Here is a 16108-nt window from a genome sequence, read left to right on the forward strand (position 1 = left end):
AGGTAAGTGTCCTTTGGCAATGGAATGGCATTATTTAGAAATAAAATTTTGATAAAATCCCATCTTTGCCAAATTTTTATACGTCAAAACCATTTCAGCCTTCAATAACCAATAGCCAATGGCCAATTACCAAATAACCACTAACCAAATAACCCTTAACCAAAACCCCATCCAATTATTTTTACCTGAATCCAAACCAGCTTTGCCTTGATTGTGTTATGACTTTGCTATGAAAGGATTTCGATTTACACAATACGTCCCGCCCAACGATCCGGAGAAAAATACCTTCGAAAACCTGCTCAATATTTTCCTCCAGCTCGTGACTATGACCGGCGGGGATGTTGCAGAGGCATTGTCTTGGTTGACCAATCTGGACAAGCGCTACAACATGACCAATCCCGGTTACGGGATCGGTGATTTTATAGAAGACCTCAAAACCAAAGGCTACCTGACTGAGGAAAATCAAAAAGGAGAATTCAAGATCACTTCCAAAGCCGAGCAAACCATAAGGAAAAGTGCGTTGGAAGAAATCTTCGGCAAACTCAAACGCGGAAAAAGCGGCCAACATCGCACCACCCACTCCGGTCAGGGCGAAGAGAAAGGAACTGACCGAAGGCCATATACTTTTGGAGACAACCTTGATCAAATAGCACTTACCGATTCGATCAGAAATGCACAGGTAAACCACGGTTTTGGAGGAGATTATCTTTTGACCGAAGATGACTTGGAAGTTGTCGAGAATGAATTCCGCTCTCAGACTTCCACCGTGCTGATGATTGACATCTCGCATTCCATGATTTTGTATGGCGAGGACAGAATTACCCCCGCCAAGAAAGTTGCCATGGCGCTCGCAGAACTTATCAAAACCCGATATCCAAAAGATACCCTCGACATCATCGTCTTTGGCAATGACGCTTGGCAGATCGAAATCAAAGACCTGCCATACCTTCAGGTCGGTCCTTACCACACCAATACCGTCGCAGGATTGGAATTGGCGATGGACTTATTGAGGAGGAGAAAGAATCCCAACAAACAGATATTTATGATCACCGACGGTAAGCCCACCTGTCTCAAGGTCGGAATCAAATATTATAAAAATGCCTTTGGCATCGACAGCAAAATCCTCAATGAAACACTGAAACTCGCTGCACAATGCCGCAAGCTGAAGATTCCTGTCACCACATTTATGATTGCATCGGATCCATACCTGAAGGAATTTGTCAAGGAATTTACCAAAGTCAACAACGGAAATGCCTATTACAGTAGCCTCAAAGGTCTTGGAGACCTGATTTTTGAAGATTATAAAAGAAACCGAACCAAAAAATTTTAACACATGGATTACAGCAAACTAGCAGGAAAAGACCTTTTGAAAATAAAAACCCTAGGCGAACTCAAAGCCGCCGGATACCAATCCAAATCCATCAAAGAAGAACTCCGCCAAAACCTGATCCACAAAATCAAAAACAAAGAGAACGTATTCGAAGGCATTTGGGGATATGAAGATACAGTCATTCCTGACATCGAGCGGGCAATCCTTTCCCGTCACAATATCAACCTCCTCGGTCTCCGCGGTCAAGCCAAAACCAGGATTGCGAGACAGATGACGCACTTGTTGGACGAGTATATTCCTGTGGTGGAAGGCTCCGAACTCAATGATGATCCTTTTGCGCCTCTGACGACTTTTTCCAAAGAACTCATACAGCACAAAGGCGACCATACGCCCATCACATGGTGGCATAGGGATGACAGATACACCGAGAAACTTGCAACGCCTGACGTATCGGTAGCTGACCTTATCGGGGATGTCGATCCTATCAAAGCCGCAACGATGAAGCTTTCTTACAACGACGAGCGCGTCATCCATTACGGATTAGTACCCCGCTCCCACCGTTCTATCTTCGTCATCAACGAACTTCCGGATCTTCAGGCAAGGATACAGGTGGCGCTTTTCAACATCCTCCAAGAAGGCGATATCCAAATCCGTGGATTCAAATTGAGGTTGCCGCTTGATATTCAGTTTGTATTTACCGCCAATCCGGAGGACTACACCAACCGAGGTTCGATCGTCACTCCGCTCAAGGACAGGATCGAAAGTCAGATCATCACGCATTATCCCAAGAGCATTGAGATCGGCAAAAGAATTACCGCACAGGAAGCAAAACTGAACGGAAAGCCTTTGGACAAAATCCATGTGCCGGTGCTTATGAAAGACCTCATCGAGCAGATTGCCGTGGAGGCGAGAAAGAGTGAATATGTGGATGAGAAAAGCGGTGTGTCAGCCCGTCTGACTATCTCAGCTTATGAAAACCTCATTTCCGCTGCTGAAAGAAGGATCTATATGAATAATGAGGAAAATACGGTTGTAAGGATATCGGATCTGATTGGCGTCATTCCTGCCATCACAGGGAAGGTGGAACTCGTCTATGAGGGCGAACAAGAGGGCGCCGGTCTGGTAGCTTATACGCTGATCGGCAAAGCCATCCGCACACTCTTTACAGACTTCTTCCCATCTCCTGAACTGAAGAAAAAAGAAAAGGCAAACAACTTATACACCCTGCCGCTATCATGGTTTGGAGAAGGAAATACCCTTGATTTATTGGCTTCGCAAAGCGACAAAGAATACAAGACACTCCTGCATCAGGTTCCGGGGCTCGAAAGCATCGTGACCAAACAGGTGAAAGCATTACCCGAAAGAGAGAAGGAATTCTTTATGGAATTTGCGCTGCATGGCTTGGCGGAGTACAGCCAACTCAGCAAGAAAATGCTCGACACCGGGATGCAGTTCAAGGACCTGTTCAGCTCGATGTTTGACATGGGGACACCCGGGGACGAGGATTTTGATGAAGACAATTAATTATTCCAATACACACAGCTAATCAATGAAAAGACCCTCCTGAGCCATCGGGAGGTTTTTTTTTGAATTGTTCGGATTTAAGCCATTTCTGCGGGATTGGGGCAGGAATATTCAAATCAACAATTAGTCTAACAGGAGGATTGGATAATTAACTAAAAAAAACTAAGTTTAAAGGATTGGAAAAAGGAGACAATAGAATTGAGTCCGAGCCGATTTGATGAAAGATAAATCAAGGGTGGGGATATACAATAGTTATTACGAAGGCCATCCTAATTGGAATACCAACAACCATTTAAAAAATTCAACACAAATAAAGTCTCACCAATATGTTGAAAATGGATTCACTTTGGTTTGAAATTGCAATTGTAAGTATAATTTATGCCTTGGGTAATATACTTATGGGTCATTTTGAAGAACAGACACCTAAAATTCGTAGAGTTGGAAAATACCTGATGACCCTTATTATTGTATGTGGAGTTTCAGCTTACTTTGGAAGGACAGTATCAATGACATTGCTATCACTTTTTATTATTCCATTGTTATATGTTCACGGTTATTATTTACCAAAGAAAAAAGGAATCAATGGTTGGACAGGGGAACCGAAAAGTCGATATTATGAATTCCGAAAGTGGGACAAAAACATATTTTCAAAAGGAGAAGACCATGTAAATCAAAGTCAGAAGCGCTAAAATCGAGTATGGGGAAATAACGGGTTCATTGCTTAATTAGAGGATGTGCCTCTATCAGTTTCATAATAATCAGATTGGTTAGTGTTAATAAATTGCTTGGTTTGCCAACCTTAAAAACATTATTCCAAACCTCCATCCAATACCGGTACTTTCAACTCCAAATTTTTATGGTATGAAAGACAACCTACAAATAACCATGGCAATGCCGGCGATCAATGGAATTGTATTTTGGGGTTATCTTAGCAGGGTGGACATTACATTTATTTTATTGACCAATGAAAAACATCCTACTGACAATTATTTTTCTTGGCGGATTCTACCCGCTTTTTGCGCAAGATAATACCGATCCAATAAGCCTATTGATAAGTTCAAGGGTGGACACGACATCCGAAGAAATAAACGCAATCATCAAGCTCTACGAGAACTATTATAGGTCCAAACCGGACTCTGTTTACGACAATCCTTATTGGAACAAAAAGGAAAAGACCCTTTACAAAGACTTTGACTTTAGCAGAATAAGTATTTTTCAGGGGGGAATGGATGCCAATACCTTATTCCAATATTTTTCACCTTTTGTACTGTCAGTGGAACCGATTGGGGCAAAATATCAGATCAGGGTTTTATTTTCTTCAGCAACGACCGACCCCAAGTATGCAGGATCCAAAGTTTGGTGTATTCAAAAACTGAATGCCGTTAAAGAAGGTGAATCCTGGGTTTTGGAAAACCTGATTGTCGAATTATCAAAAGGCTGGAGCTCCAAAAAACTTGGTTGTATTGACTATATATTTCCTCCCACCCATGAATTTGATATACAGGAAGCAGAACGGGCAAAAAGCTTTTGCGAGGAGATTATCCGAAGATTTAATCCCGGTTATGATGGGGAATTTAAGTATTACATCACAAGCAGCATGGATGACATGGGATTGCTTGAGAACTTTGATTATTATTTCGTCGGAATAACCTCCGGAAAAGCCAGAGAAGGAATGATTCTGACTGCAAAGGGGAATGAATTTTACCCTCATGAGTTTATTCACAAACTGCTGCCTTCAAATCCCAAAAGGAATTTTGTGATTGAAGAGGGGATTGCACAGTTCCTCGGAACGAAAGAGAATAAGGAAGAATATGAAAGCCTAATGAACAAATTGGCCGTTGATCTGGAAGAGCGTTCAGAAACAATAAATTTCAAGTCTGTGATATCCCAATCCGAAAGATTCAATGGATACCAAACAGCATATCCTGCCGGTGCGGCGATTTGTGAACTTGTCCATGGCCATAGTGGAGATCAGGGTTTACTGCAATTGTTGATGGCAGATACAATGGAATATAAAAATCTGGTCACAACCATTTGCCTTATCACAAAATTGTCAGAACAAGAACTGGAAATGAAATGGTCTGAAACCTTAAAAAAATATCGGAATCTGTAATGCCTTAAAGCAAAAAGGTGTTTTGGGGAAAGATGCATGGGACACTACATTTTAAAAACTGGACTAAACATAAAATATAAGGTAACAGAAATTATCCTCTCGGCAGTTTCGGCAGTGCTAATTATTTTGGGGGTTTACTTTTGGCAAAAAAACGATTACCTTCTTTCGAATGGCAAAAAGCTAAAGGTATACTCTTCAAGAATGTCAAAGAATCAAGTGTAATTTACAGAGGTAAGGGTCATTATTTCCTTATCGTCAGGTTTTTGATTGAAAAAAAGAATGGATTACCGAGAAGCTTCTTGTCTTGTATAGTCAAGCGATGAAGGGAGGGTCCAAGTGTAGGTATTGTATGATCCTGATGATCCTTTGTAGATTTTCGTAGGGTTTTTGTTTACCGCCTTAGCTTCAGCGAAAATGTGTCCTAATAATTGGAAATGAAATTTTTTGTGGGAGAAAATCCCAGAATTATAAAATTGTCAAACAGACATTTGAAATAATTTGGGAACCTCATCAAGGAAGTATTTAAATAACTGAATAGATTTAGGTTATTAAAATTCAAAAAAAATTGTTGGCGCATGCCTAACGAATTTTTTACTATGAGTTAATCATAAATCCTTTGAGAAAAAGGAACAAGCTTCCAATCGGCTAGTACGTTATGTTAAACATATAAACCTTCCCACATTATTTCCCTCTTTATACTTGTGGTTTTTGCTATTCCCTGAAAGCCATTTTCCCGGTATCAGACATTCGAGTCGTCCACTGATGAAGTACCCTCAAGAAGTGAATACCACTGTTGAAAAATGGTCTTCAAATTCGAGGAAATCTCTTCCAAATTATCCAATTCTTTTTTTAGGTAGACTTTTGCCGGACCAAACCAAGCCAGACCCATGCAGAGTAAATAAATTAACGAAAATCCGACTTTATAATAGTCATTCGGATAGCTTTTCAAAACTTCCGGTAGATAGAGCAAAAATGCACCATTTAGAAGGAAAAAAAACAGGGGCGAAACATTCTTGAGATATGAAGTCCGATGTTTATAATAAGCATTCCATTTTTGCAGCTCTTCAGAAGGTTTTCCATCTTCATGCATTTGGGCAAGTTGAAAGTAACTGAAGGCACTGAAGGCGGCCTGAATCAACAAGATCAACATTATCAAAACAATGGAAGCCAATGAAAATCCTGGTACTTGATTTTTTGGAGAAACCAATCCGATCCAGCCAATCCAAATGATTAAGGAAATCAGGCCGGCACAACTCCAGAATGCTCTTTTTTTGAGCAATGACCGAACAGATCGGATTTTTTTGAATTCTTTGGGTTCTTTTTGAACAGGCTGCAGTTTCCAGATAGTAGCAAGGGTGTTAAATTCTTTCATGACGTTGATATATTTCGGTTAATTCTTTTTTGATTCTATGAATTCTGACTGCAATCGTGTTCTCTTTAATCCCTGTAATCGCCGATATTTCGAGATAAGGTAACTCTTCCAATACCAATGTGATAAGGATTCTGTCCGCGGGACGCAGTTGGCCGATGCAGTGATATAGATGCTGAATTTGCTCCTCGGTCCCATCTTCAGGATTGGATATTACTTCAGATTCAGGACTGTTTTCCAAACGGGAAATTGGCTTTTTACGGGCTTTACGTATATAAGTCAAGCAGACGTTGACAGCGATTCGATAGATCCATGTACTTACGCGGGATTCTTGCCTGAATCTGTGCCAATTTTCCCAAGCGCTGATAAAAGTTTCCTGTATAAGGTCTTCAGCTTCCTCGGGGTCAGCAGCATAACTTCTGCATAATCTACGGATTGAAGGATAGCATTCTTGATAGGCCTTCTCAAAACTGACAGACTTGGACATTTGCCTTTAATTTTATTATAAGATGTAAAAAACACCTGCAACCTTACAAGCTTTAAAAATTTTTTTTAAAAATACTGATCCAAAAAAGAGTGAAAATAAGTCATACTGTTATTTAACTAAAAGAGATTAGGTTTAGGTAGGTGCAAAATACCCCAAAATTTATTGATACATGACCGATTTGAAAGGATATCAAAAAGTGTGATTGATTAACGTTCGGTAGCTTCCCTAAATAAAACCGCCTTTCGACCGTTTTTCTTCTTTTTAGACTCCAGGAGAAACCCAAGTTTTAGAGCAGATTTCAAATTCAAAAATTACCCATATTATAGGATTGGATATTTAACTAAAAGATACTATGTTTAAAGAATTGAAAAACATCATTAACTATAGAGCTTTTTTTGACGTTTCAAATTCCAAGTAGAAGAGTTACTCAAAACCAAGCCTTGGCGAATTATCTCTACTTAAAAAGTTGACTTCATAAGCTGATAGGAAAAATTAAACAATTTAAAATTTGATATTCGATCTTTATCCTTTTACGACAAGGTATTCCAATTATTTAATCCTAAAACAGGACACTATGAAACAGCTTATAATTTTAATACTCACAATTTCACTAATGGGCTGCACCGAAAATGAAATGGAGGATAGAGAACCAAATTACACCCTATTTTTAGCCCAGCGTACTCCAAGCTTAAGCGCAAACTTAAATTCCCAATCTATAAATTGGAGATATGGATTTCAGGAGTATCAAATGATAATAGGATATTGCAATGCAAATGGGGTTAGCGGCACAAAAGAACCTTTGAGAATTTTAAATTTTGAACTTTCAAGTGATGATACTTCAAATAAGTTTTCGTTCACTCTCCCGAAAATGGATACTTCCGACCCAAATGAGGTTAAAAGTGTTTTGAGTATAGGTCAAAAACAACTAGGTCATTCCGACAATCAATTTCAGTTTTATATAAGAAAAGACGGCATTTATTATTTCAATTCAGGTTCTAATCAAAAAATAGAAATATTGAAAACTGAAGAAATCATCCAAGAAGGCAACCAAAAGCGCATGATTGTTTGGGTTAAGATTAAAAATTTAGAGTTAGAAAACTCAAATGGTTATAAATTACATGTGAAAAATGGCTTGATGGTTGCAGAATTATATGGTCATATTATGGAAAATTAAATACCACTTACCATTTGACAAGCCAACTTCTAAAGTTGGTAAAACGCAAATCAAAAGATAAAAAACATCGTAAAAATCAAGGGTCGTAGCCCTCTAATCTTCGTAATAAAAAACAACAAAGGACCCAAGAGGGGCGTAGCCCTGAAATCTTTATAAGCTACACTGATAATTGCCGATGGATTCAAGAGAAATGTATAAAGCAGCAGAGCATCTAGGTTCACTGGTGATTTGGGAAAAAGACTGGATACATTTTGGAACAGGTGATGGAATCAAATTTGACTTGTTGAAGAAACTTTTTGAAGATTTTTTTACAGGCGAAGATTTCCTATTTATTCACGGAAGGACAAATTCAGGTGAGTACAAAAACGAAGACTTTTTTAGCATAACTGAACAGTTTCTTGGGACAGAAAATTTTGAAATATGGTCTGTGAAAATGGACAAAGCAATTATGTTTAACAAAATTGGAATCCTTCTTCTGGGACGAAAGAAGTGAAAAATCTGAAGATTGTTGGCTATTTGGTATTAATGAAAGATCTCAGGGCTACGCCCCACTTTTAATAAACAAAAAAACCGCCTTTCGACGGTTTTTCTTTTTATAGACTCCAGGTATTTCCGACATCGGAGAGGGGAATACATCCAAGGAATTCTCCCGGGATAGGATCGTAGCTAAGGACATTTTTGCCGATCTCCTCCGAAGAGAAGTATCCCCACATCGCCATGGACTTCAGCGAGCGGTAGAAACCTACAGGTTCTTGCTTCCCGACGGCCGTTCCCCATACTTTTGGATTGAACTTCGGGGAACTTGCTTCTGCGGCTTTGAGGCAGGCGGTTTTGTCTTCCGGACTCAGGTTGGCAAAGACATCGCCATAGGTGGATTTGCAGTCTGCATTGAACTTTTCAATATCTGCCACTACCTTGTCTTGGGCTTCTTTGTTGTAGGTCTTGGCAAACACCAAATCCATAAAGATATCAGTCTTCACATCCAAAGCACCCGGTGTTTCGGTTTTTGGCAGGATAGTATCCACAAATGAGGAGATAAACCTCGCCTGATCTTCATTCAAAAAGACCGGCTGCCAAGTCAGTCTGTCCTGTTTGGCGCAGGATTGAAGCAGGGAAAGGAGTGTCGGCGCTGCGGCGGCTGATCCCGCCAAAAGTGCTGTTTTTCTAAGTGCGTCTCGTCTGTTCATGGCATTAGAGGTTATTTTTTTTGAGTTCATCGACGGCAAAGTTTGCTGCACGGGCAGTGAGTGCCATATAGGTAAGAGATGGATTGACGCATGAGGAGGAAGTCATGCAGGCGCCATCGGTCACAAACACGTTTTTGCAGTCATGCACTTGGTTATTTCCATTGAGGACCGAAGTCTTTGGATCGCGTCCCATGCGTGCGGTTCCCATCTCGTGGATGCCGTATCCCATTTCATGTTTGTTGTCAAAGTCGGTGACATTTGTCAAACCAGCACGGTCAAGCATTTCCTTGGCATCTATCCTCATTTGGGCATTGATGGCAAGTTCATTTGCACCCCATTCTGCATCTATCGACAAGGTCGGCTGACCCCATTTGTCGAGGACGTCTTTGTTGAGGTACACTTTGTTTTCATGATAAGGAAGACATTCTGCAAAACCAGTGATGAAGAATTCCCAAGGTCCAGGCTTCATCATGCGGTCTTTGAAGTCTGCGCCAAAGTCCTCGACATTGGCTCCTGCACCCCAATTGCCTCTTCCGCCGCCACCTTGGAATCCAAAGCCCCTGACAAATTTGTCGGATTTGGTTTTATCATCAAGGTTGACATAGCGTGGTATATAGATGCCATTTGGACGGCGGCCTTTGTAGTATTGGTCGTCAAATCCTTCTACTGTACCCATCGCACCGACCCGGTAAGTATGGTCCATGAGGTTGTGTCCCAATTCCCCGCTGTCATTGCCGAGTCCATTAGGGAAACGGTCAGAAACAGAATTCAACAATATCTGTGTGCTGCTCAGCGTGGAGGCATTACAGAAAATGATTTTGGCATTGTATTCAATGACTTCGCTTGTTTCGGAATCGATGATCCTGACACCGGTGGCCCTTCCTTTTTCTTTGTCATAGATCAGTTCCTGTACAATGGAAAACGGCCTGATGGTCAGGTTTCCGGTGGCATTTGCGGCAGGTAAAGTCACTGCATTGCTGCTGAAATAAGCGCCGTACGGACATCCACGATCGCATCGGTTTCTGAACTGGCATTTGCCACGTCCGTTAAGCGGTTCGGTCAGGTGGGCCACCCTTCCGATGATCATATTTCTTCCTGAAAATTCCTTTTCTATTCTTTCTCTTACGTGTTTTTCAACACAGTTAAGCTCCATCGGAGGCAGAAAATGACTGTCAGGCAATTGTGGCAATCCAAGTGCTTCCCCACTGATACCGGCAAACTTTTCTACATAAGTGTACCAAGATTCAATATCCTTGTATCGGATCGGCCAATCTACCCCATGACCATCTTTCATATTGGCTTCGAAGTCCAGGTCAGACCATCGGTAAGTCTGTTTTCCCCAAAGCAGGGACCTTCCGCCCATCTGATGGGCGCGGATCCAAAGAAATGGTTTGACTTCGGTATAGGGGTTTTCGAGGTCGTTGGCATGGAAATGATGGTTCATCTCGCCGATAAATCCGGACCTGTTTCCTTTGGGATGAATATCCCGCTGCTCGGGAGTGAGTCCTCCGCGGAGTTCGGTATCCCAAGGATCCAAGGTCATGGTGGGATAATCCACGACATGTTCGACGATCCTGCCACGCTCCAGAACAAGGGTCTTCAGTCCCTTTTCGCAGAGTTCCTTGGCAGCCCATCCCCCGCTGATTCCCGATCCGATGACAATCGCATCGTAGGTCATCTCCTTTTTTGCATCGATATTAAAATTGGCCATTACAATAGGTTTATTTTGAAGGGTAAAATATAGGTATTTATCAGGAAAAGCGGGAGTCAGCTTTCAGGATTTTACTTGGAAGGCTATATATCGGATAATTGACTCCCGCAGATTGCGCAGATATGCGCTGAAAAATTTTATGACAATTCAAATTTTGAAAAGTTCCTTCAAAGCCAAATTACTATGTGGTAGATAGAACCAATATCATTAATATCTTTTCAAGGTCTATCTGGTTCATGGAATTTTAGGATATTTATAAGTACCTTGATTTACTTTCCAAACCATTGAATTATGACCCACCGCCGCAATTTTCTCAAATCTGCTCTTCCCATTGGTTTGGGTTTGGGAGTTTTGCCGATTCAGGATGTTTTTGGTGCCCAAAGCCAGAGTTTCGATAAATCTCCTTCCTCCAAAATCAAAGTAGGACTGAATGCATGGTCCTACTATGTGCAGCTCTACAAATACCAAAAAGGCGAAGCCGGTGGGATGAGTCTGTTTGATATGCTGGAAGAATGTACCCGATTGGAATTTGATGCGGTAGATCCCACAGGATATTTTTTTCCCGGATATCCCAACAGACCTGAAAGAAAATTTATCAATGAATTCAAGCAACGTGCTTTCCAACTCGGTCTTGGAATCAGCGGAACAGGCATCCGCAATGATTTTGCAACTGCGGATAAAGTCAAAAGAAGTGCTGATGTCGCCTTGGCCAAAGTTTGGATTGAGGTTGCTGCAGAGATGGGAGCGCCGGTGTTACGGGTTTTTGCCGGTGTGCAGCCCAAGGAACATACCTGGGATGAAACGTCTGTTTGGGTGGCAGAGGCTTTGGCCGAATGTGCCGAATACGGGAAGCAGTTTGGTGTGATGATCGGTGTCCAAAACCATGGAGACATGCTCAAAAGCGCTGATGAAGTCATCAAAATCCTGGATATGGTGGATTCGGATTGGCTCGGGACAATCGTAGACACCGGGTTTTTTCTGACTCCTGACCCTTATGCCGATATCGCACGGGTAATTCCATATGCGGTCAATTGGCAGGTGAAGGAATTACTAAGTGACCGAAAGGGAGGAAAGATCGACATGAACAAGCTCGTGGCCATCATCAGGGATTCCAATTACCGGGGATATGTTCCCATCGAGACGCTACCCGACCCTGACCCAAATGTCCCATATGATGCCATGACCAAAGTACCTGAATTGTTGGGAGATTTAAGAAAAGCCTTATCCTGATACCCATTTCATATGTCCACAGAAATCCTCCTCCGCTACATACACTTTATCAGTATTTTCACCATTGTGGGCACACTGGTTTCAGAGCATTTATTGCTCAAAAAATCCCTGACGCGATCAGAAATCGACCGTCTTTCTAAAATTGACGGAATTTATGGTCTAGCGGTATTGGTACTTTTGGCTGCGGGAATGATGCTATGGCTGGGAGGATATGGCAAGCCTACTGAATTTTACAGCAACAATCCCATTTTCCATACCAAACTAGGCTTTTTCGTCCTCATTGGATTGCTTTCCGCCTATCCTACAATTTTTTTTATCAAAAACAGAAAAGGAGATCCTGAGGAATTGATCCACATTCCCAAATCAATATTCTGGATGGTCAGGTTTGAACTGCTGCTTTTATTCATCATTCCGATTTTGGCAGGTCTAATGGCCAAAGGCATCAGTTTGTAGGAATGAAATCAAATAGAGGAAAATTCTGTTGTACCTCTGATCCGACAAAAAACCTATTTACAAACATTTTTTGCGAGATATTACTAAAAATATAACCACGACTATGAAAATACACATCTCCTTTTTTTTGCTGTTCCTGCTGCTTGTAAGCTGTGGCAAAGCTAAGCGAATCGTCATTCCTGAAAAACCCTTGGGTTGGAAAATAATGGAAACCCAATCAACAGCTTCTTTGCGTGGTCTGTCTCCGATTACAGAGCAGATTGTTTGGGCAAGCGGTTCGGGAGGAACATGGCTGAGAACCCTTGACGGCGGTGAAACATGGGAATCCGGAATTATTGACGGGTTGGACTCGGCAGATTTTAGGGACATTGAGGGTATTGATGCCAATACTGCCGTAGCCATGGCCTCCGGTCAACCTGCCGTGATTTACAAAACTGTCGATGGGGGCAAAACCTGGGTAAAGAAGTATCAGGGACCCGAAGAAGCATTTCTTGACGGCATGGCATTTTATAAAAATACAGGATATGCCATTGGGGATGTCGTAAATGAAAAGTGGATGGTTTTGGAAACCAAAGATCTTGGGGAAACTTGGCAATGGATGGAACTTTCTCCACCCGGACCTGTAGGAGGCGGATCCTTTGCGGCAAGTGGTTCGGGGATTTTGGCAGACGAAGACAATATCTGGTTTGCAAGTGCGGGTAAGGACAGTAAAATCTACCATTCTGCTGACAATGGATTTCATTGGGACAAGTACAGCACGCCTATTTTACAGGAGGAGGATTCCCAGGGGATTTTCTCCATGGTCAGGATTGACACAGATGGTATTGTAGCTGTGGGTGGAGATTACACCCAAGCGGATTCGAGCTATAACAATTGCATGGTCTCTTTGGACAAAGGAAAAACATGGAATCTGATCTCCGGAAAACTTCCAAGTGGCTATAGATCAGGAGTTGAATTTTATGCCAGATTTGGATGGCTGATTACAGTCGGTCCAAATGGATCGGATTTTTCCACCAACAGGGGAGATGATTGGGAGAGATTTTCAGAAGAGGGATTTCATGCTGTCAAAATTGACCATACTACTACTTCCATTTGGGCTTCAGGGGCCAAAGGTAAAATCGCAAGGCTAGTCTACTGATAGACTTGTCTGCCATTCTTTTCCAAGGTTTAAAAATAGGTAAAGTTTTTGAGGCTATTGTCAAATTCTGCTTTCTTGTATTATCTTTAAAATCCTGATAAGGTATTAAGTTTTGAGCTTTGCCTGGCAGGGTTTTCAACAATTTCCCAATTCAAACCTATTGGAGCTATGACTGATTTTGACATCATCCCCTCAATTTGGATCATCAATGGCAAATGCGTCCGCCTCAAAAGAGGGGATTTTGCCACGGAGGAAGTAATTTCCAATAACCCATTGGAGATTGCCCAAGCTTTTGAAGACCATGGCATCAAGTGGCTGCACTTGGTGGACTTGGATGGTGCACGCAGGGGAGAACCTAAAAATTACCATATACTTGAGGCCATAGCAGGCTATACCAACCTGATTGTAGATTTTACAGGAGGGATTTCAACAGATGGGGATTTGTTGAAGTGCTTTGAATATGGCGCAAAAACCATCACGGCGGCATCCGTGGCCGCATCTTACCCGGAAAGGTTTGCGCAGTGGTTGGTAACATATGGTCGTGAAAAAATCATTTTGGCAGCCGATACCAATCCTGAACATATGAAAATCAAAACAAGGGGATGGTTGAAGAAAACTGAGATTGACCTTTTTGACCATATAGAAAATTTCTACGATAGGGGCTTAAAATACCTGAAGGTTTCAGATGTCACCAGAGATGGGGTGATGGAAGGGCCTAATTTTGAATTGTATAAAAGAATATTAGAGAAATTTCCAAAAGTCCATCTTGCAGCCAGTGGGGGTGTCCGAAATATTGATGACTTCAAGAAGCTCAAAGACATGGGAGTGACTGCTGCAGTTTTTGGGAGGGCATATTACGAAGGCCTGATTACCCTCAAAGACCTAGACAAGTTCATGTCCGAGAATACATAAGACGAACCAAATGTTTGCATTGCCCTAGCCAACTTTAAGTTGGCTTTTTTAATGTTGAAGTACCAAAGTCAGTGTCCTCAAGACTTTCTGATTAAAAAATGTTTTTTATGGCAGTGAAGACAAGCCATGTGTGAAAAATCAAATGTTTTGAACCTTCCTTCTGCGAAGGTCAGCGATATCTGCGGGAGAAGATTTATTTATAAGTAAACCGGAATTCTGAAAGATCGGGTTTCCTTTCCTTTTTTCTTTTCAATTCCAGTTGGTATAAATATTCCCCCAATTCCGCAAAAAACGGAAAGCCAATGGAATCGTACTCATAGACATCGTCATTAAGGGTTTCGTCGGCATTGGTATAAATCACCGCAGATACAAAAAACTCTGTTCCCGTCTCATAATCCACAAAATAAGTACCGTCCAATAAGTGACCATAAGCATTCCCTGTCTTGTTGAAAATCCTGAAGCGATCCGGAATGGGGTTTTTATCCGTTCCGAATTTGAAAAACTTGGAATAGCTGTCGTAAAATTCTGGTAATTCATATTTAGGGTAATCACTTTCCAATGGCAACATGGACATGTATTTCAGGACAAATTCCCTGTCTGCCTCTGTGATTTGGAATCTTTGCCCAGGAGAAAAATTTTCGGGGAAAATGATCCTTTGGACGACGCCGTGAAGGTCCGAAAGCGCAAACTTATTCTTGAACGTAAAATCCATCGGCGTATTTACCAGTTCGCCATTGCTGTAGTAAGCCTTTCCTATGTTTGGATGGTCCATGTTGGCGTAAATTTCTGAGGTTTCTCTTGCAGGGATTTCCATCAAAATATTTCCCACACTGTCCACAAAACGAATTGGATTGAAATGTCTGTTTTCGGCCTCGCTCATCGGCATGCTAAGCCGGTGGTTGATCATTGTATTGTTCAGCCCCTTTTCCTTAAGCTTTGTATTGATATAATCTTGTCCCAAGAGTTCGTACAACCTGTTATACGCATCATTGTCGCTGACAAGGAGGATTTTTTTGATGTATTGGGCGATGCTCGGCAGGTTATTTTTTGCCGAACTGTCAACCAAAGCGGGAAGCTGAGAAGGCCTGACCGAATCGGTAAGCATGATGGTATTTGCAGTAAGTCCGGCTATGTTTTGCCCGGCCAACCATTCCAAAGCCAAAATCGCAACCGGAAGCTTGACCGTGCTGGCGGGATAAAAATAAACCTGATCATCGAGACCCACATTGAAATCCCTGAAATCAGGATTTCCCAAAGAATCCCGGTCGATCTGCGTGTACAGAATCTGTGCTTTGTACGACTCAGGATGTTCCAAAACCTCCCTGAGAACAGGATAGCTTTCCGGAATATCCGCAAATGGGACAGGCTCTTTTTGGGAACAGGAAATCAGCAGAATTCCAATCAGGAAAAGGAAAACAGGTTTTTGTAACATGCGCATCAAATTTGACTTCAAGTAAACCATATTCATTTTTTTACCCAA

The 16108-nt window shown here is 41.7% G+C and carries 15 protein-coding genes; 10 read left to right on the forward strand and 5 right to left on the reverse strand.

Features of this window, described 5'->3' with window-relative positions; genetic code table 11:
* The first annotated feature begins 229 nt into the window (after nt 1–229).
* From NK987_RS15655 to NK987_RS15670, 4 genes are all read left to right on the forward strand, one after another.
* The gene (locus tag NK987_RS15655) at nt 230–1330 is read left to right on the forward strand and encodes a vWA domain-containing protein (RefSeq protein ID WP_113923534.1); all 1101 of its coding nucleotides are present in this window, start codon (nt 230–232) and stop codon (nt 1328–1330) included.
* A gap of 3 nt (nt 1331–1333) precedes the next feature.
* Nucleotides 1334–2854, forward strand: a complete 1521-nt coding sequence (locus tag NK987_RS15660) for a P-loop NTPase family protein (RefSeq protein WP_259264609.1) — start codon at nt 1334–1336, stop codon at nt 2852–2854.
* A gap of 335 nt (nt 2855–3189) precedes the next feature.
* Nucleotides 3190–3543 carry a hypothetical protein gene (locus NK987_RS15665; protein ID WP_259264610.1) on the forward strand — a complete coding sequence of 118 codons (354 nt, stop codon included), beginning with the start codon at nt 3190–3192 and terminating at the stop codon, nt 3541–3543.
* Nucleotides 3544–3818: 275 nt separating this feature from the next.
* Nucleotides 3819–4967 (forward strand): hypothetical protein, encoded by a 1149-nt coding sequence (locus NK987_RS15670; protein WP_259264611.1) that lies wholly within the window; start codon nt 3819–3821, stop codon nt 4965–4967.
* Nucleotides 4968–5706: 739 nt separating this feature from the next.
* Here the strand turns inward: NK987_RS15670 and NK987_RS15675 are convergent.
* Nucleotides 5707–6339, reverse strand: a complete 633-nt coding sequence (locus NK987_RS15675; protein ID WP_259264612.1) for a hypothetical protein — start codon at nt 6337–6339, stop codon at nt 5707–5709.
* Nucleotides 6326–6823 (reverse strand): RNA polymerase sigma factor, encoded by a 498-nt coding sequence (locus NK987_RS15680; protein ID WP_259264613.1) that lies wholly within the window; start codon nt 6821–6823, stop codon nt 6326–6328. Before NK987_RS15680 ends, NK987_RS15675 begins: the two co-directional genes overlap by 14 nt.
* Nucleotides 6824–7397: 574 nt before the next feature.
* Between NK987_RS15680 and NK987_RS15685 the strand changes: the two genes are divergently transcribed.
* Nucleotides 7398–7997: a hypothetical protein gene (locus NK987_RS15685; RefSeq protein WP_259264614.1), complete on the forward strand. Its 600-nt coding sequence runs from the start codon at nt 7398–7400 to the stop codon at nt 7995–7997.
* A gap of 190 nt (nt 7998–8187) precedes the next feature.
* Nucleotides 8188–8490 carry a hypothetical protein gene (locus tag NK987_RS15690; protein ID WP_259264615.1) on the forward strand — a complete coding sequence of 101 codons (303 nt, stop codon included), beginning with the start codon at nt 8188–8190 and terminating at the stop codon, nt 8488–8490.
* A 100-nt stretch (nt 8491–8590) separates the two neighbouring features.
* Here NK987_RS15690 and NK987_RS15695 read toward each other — a convergent pair whose 3' ends face one another.
* Nucleotides 8591–9184, reverse strand: coding sequence for a gluconate 2-dehydrogenase subunit 3 family protein (locus NK987_RS15695; RefSeq protein ID WP_259264616.1), 594 nt, complete (start codon nt 9182–9184; stop codon nt 8591–8593).
* A gap of 4 nt (nt 9185–9188) precedes the next feature.
* Nucleotides 9189–10895, reverse strand: coding sequence for a GMC oxidoreductase (locus NK987_RS15700; protein WP_259264617.1), 1707 nt, complete (start codon nt 10893–10895; stop codon nt 9189–9191).
* A gap of 291 nt (nt 10896–11186) precedes the next feature.
* Between NK987_RS15700 and NK987_RS15705 the strand changes: the two genes are divergently transcribed.
* The 4 genes from NK987_RS15705 to NK987_RS15720 all read left to right on the forward strand — a co-directional run bounded on the left by NK987_RS15705 (nt 11187) and on the right by NK987_RS15720 (nt 14628).
* Complete coding sequence (locus tag NK987_RS15705; protein WP_259264618.1) at nt 11187–12125, forward strand: sugar phosphate isomerase/epimerase family protein; 939 nt, start codon at nt 11187–11189, stop codon at nt 12123–12125.
* Between the two features lie 12 nt (nt 12126–12137).
* On the forward strand, nt 12138–12578 hold the full coding sequence (locus tag NK987_RS15710) for a DUF2214 family protein (RefSeq protein WP_259264619.1): 441 nt from the start codon (nt 12138–12140) through the stop codon (nt 12576–12578).
* Nucleotides 12579–12681: 103 nt separating this feature from the next.
* Entirely contained in the window at nt 12682–13716 is a 1035-nt protein-coding gene (locus tag NK987_RS15715; RefSeq protein ID WP_259264620.1) for a WD40/YVTN/BNR-like repeat-containing protein, read from the forward strand.
* A 168-nt stretch (nt 13717–13884) separates the two neighbouring features.
* Nucleotides 13885–14628 carry a 1-(5-phosphoribosyl)-5-[(5-phosphoribosylamino)methylideneamino]imidazole-4-carboxamide isomerase gene (locus tag NK987_RS15720; protein ID WP_258422190.1) on the forward strand — a complete coding sequence of 248 codons (744 nt, stop codon included), beginning with the start codon at nt 13885–13887 and terminating at the stop codon, nt 14626–14628.
* A 193-nt stretch (nt 14629–14821) separates the two neighbouring features.
* Here NK987_RS15720 and NK987_RS15725 read toward each other — a convergent pair whose 3' ends face one another.
* Nucleotides 14822–16060 carry a class A beta-lactamase-related serine hydrolase gene (locus NK987_RS15725; protein WP_259264621.1) on the reverse strand — a complete coding sequence of 413 codons (1239 nt, stop codon included), beginning with the start codon at nt 16058–16060 and terminating at the stop codon, nt 14822–14824.
* Nucleotides 16061–16108: the final 48 nt, after the last annotated feature.

Origin of the sequence: Aquiflexum gelatinilyticum (genome assembly GCF_024813435.1) — a bacterium.
Lineage (GTDB): Bacteria > Bacteroidota > Bacteroidia > Cytophagales > Cyclobacteriaceae > Cognataquiflexum > Cognataquiflexum gelatinilyticum.

Excerpts from the sequence above, each read along its gene's own strand:
- NK987_RS15655 (WP_113923534.1), top strand. The coding sequence starts at position 230 with ATGAAAGGATTTCGATTTACACAATACGTCCCGCCCAACGATCCGGAG.
- NK987_RS15660 (WP_259264609.1), top strand. The coding sequence starts at position 1,334 with ATGGATTACAGCAAACTAGCAGGAAAAGACCTTTTGAAAATAAAAACC.
- NK987_RS15665 (WP_259264610.1), top strand. The coding sequence starts at position 3,190 with ATGGATTCACTTTGGTTTGAAATTGCAATTGTAAGTATAATTTATGCC.
- NK987_RS15670 (WP_259264611.1), top strand. The coding sequence starts at position 3,819 with ATGAAAAACATCCTACTGACAATTATTTTTCTTGGCGGATTCTACCCG.
- NK987_RS15675 (WP_259264612.1), bottom strand. The coding sequence starts at position 6,339 with ATGAAAGAATTTAACACCCTTGCTACTATCTGGAAACTGCAGCCTGTT.
- NK987_RS15680 (WP_259264613.1), bottom strand. The coding sequence starts at position 6,823 with ATGTCCAAGTCTGTCAGTTTTGAGAAGGCCTATCAAGAATGCTATCCT.
- NK987_RS15685 (WP_259264614.1), top strand. The coding sequence starts at position 7,398 with ATGAAACAGCTTATAATTTTAATACTCACAATTTCACTAATGGGCTGC.
- NK987_RS15690 (WP_259264615.1), top strand. The coding sequence starts at position 8,188 with ATGTATAAAGCAGCAGAGCATCTAGGTTCACTGGTGATTTGGGAAAAA.
- NK987_RS15695 (WP_259264616.1), bottom strand. The coding sequence starts at position 9,184 with ATGAACAGACGAGACGCACTTAGAAAAACAGCACTTTTGGCGGGATCA.
- NK987_RS15700 (WP_259264617.1), bottom strand. The coding sequence starts at position 10,895 with ATGGCCAATTTTAATATCGATGCAAAAAAGGAGATGACCTACGATGCG.
- NK987_RS15705 (WP_259264618.1), top strand. The coding sequence starts at position 11,187 with ATGACCCACCGCCGCAATTTTCTCAAATCTGCTCTTCCCATTGGTTTG.
- NK987_RS15710 (WP_259264619.1), top strand. The coding sequence starts at position 12,138 with ATGTCCACAGAAATCCTCCTCCGCTACATACACTTTATCAGTATTTTC.
- NK987_RS15715 (WP_259264620.1), top strand. The coding sequence starts at position 12,682 with ATGAAAATACACATCTCCTTTTTTTTGCTGTTCCTGCTGCTTGTAAGC.
- NK987_RS15720 (WP_258422190.1), top strand. The coding sequence starts at position 13,885 with ATGACTGATTTTGACATCATCCCCTCAATTTGGATCATCAATGGCAAA.
- NK987_RS15725 (WP_259264621.1), bottom strand. The coding sequence starts at position 16,060 with ATGTTACAAAAACCTGTTTTCCTTTTCCTGATTGGAATTCTGCTGATT.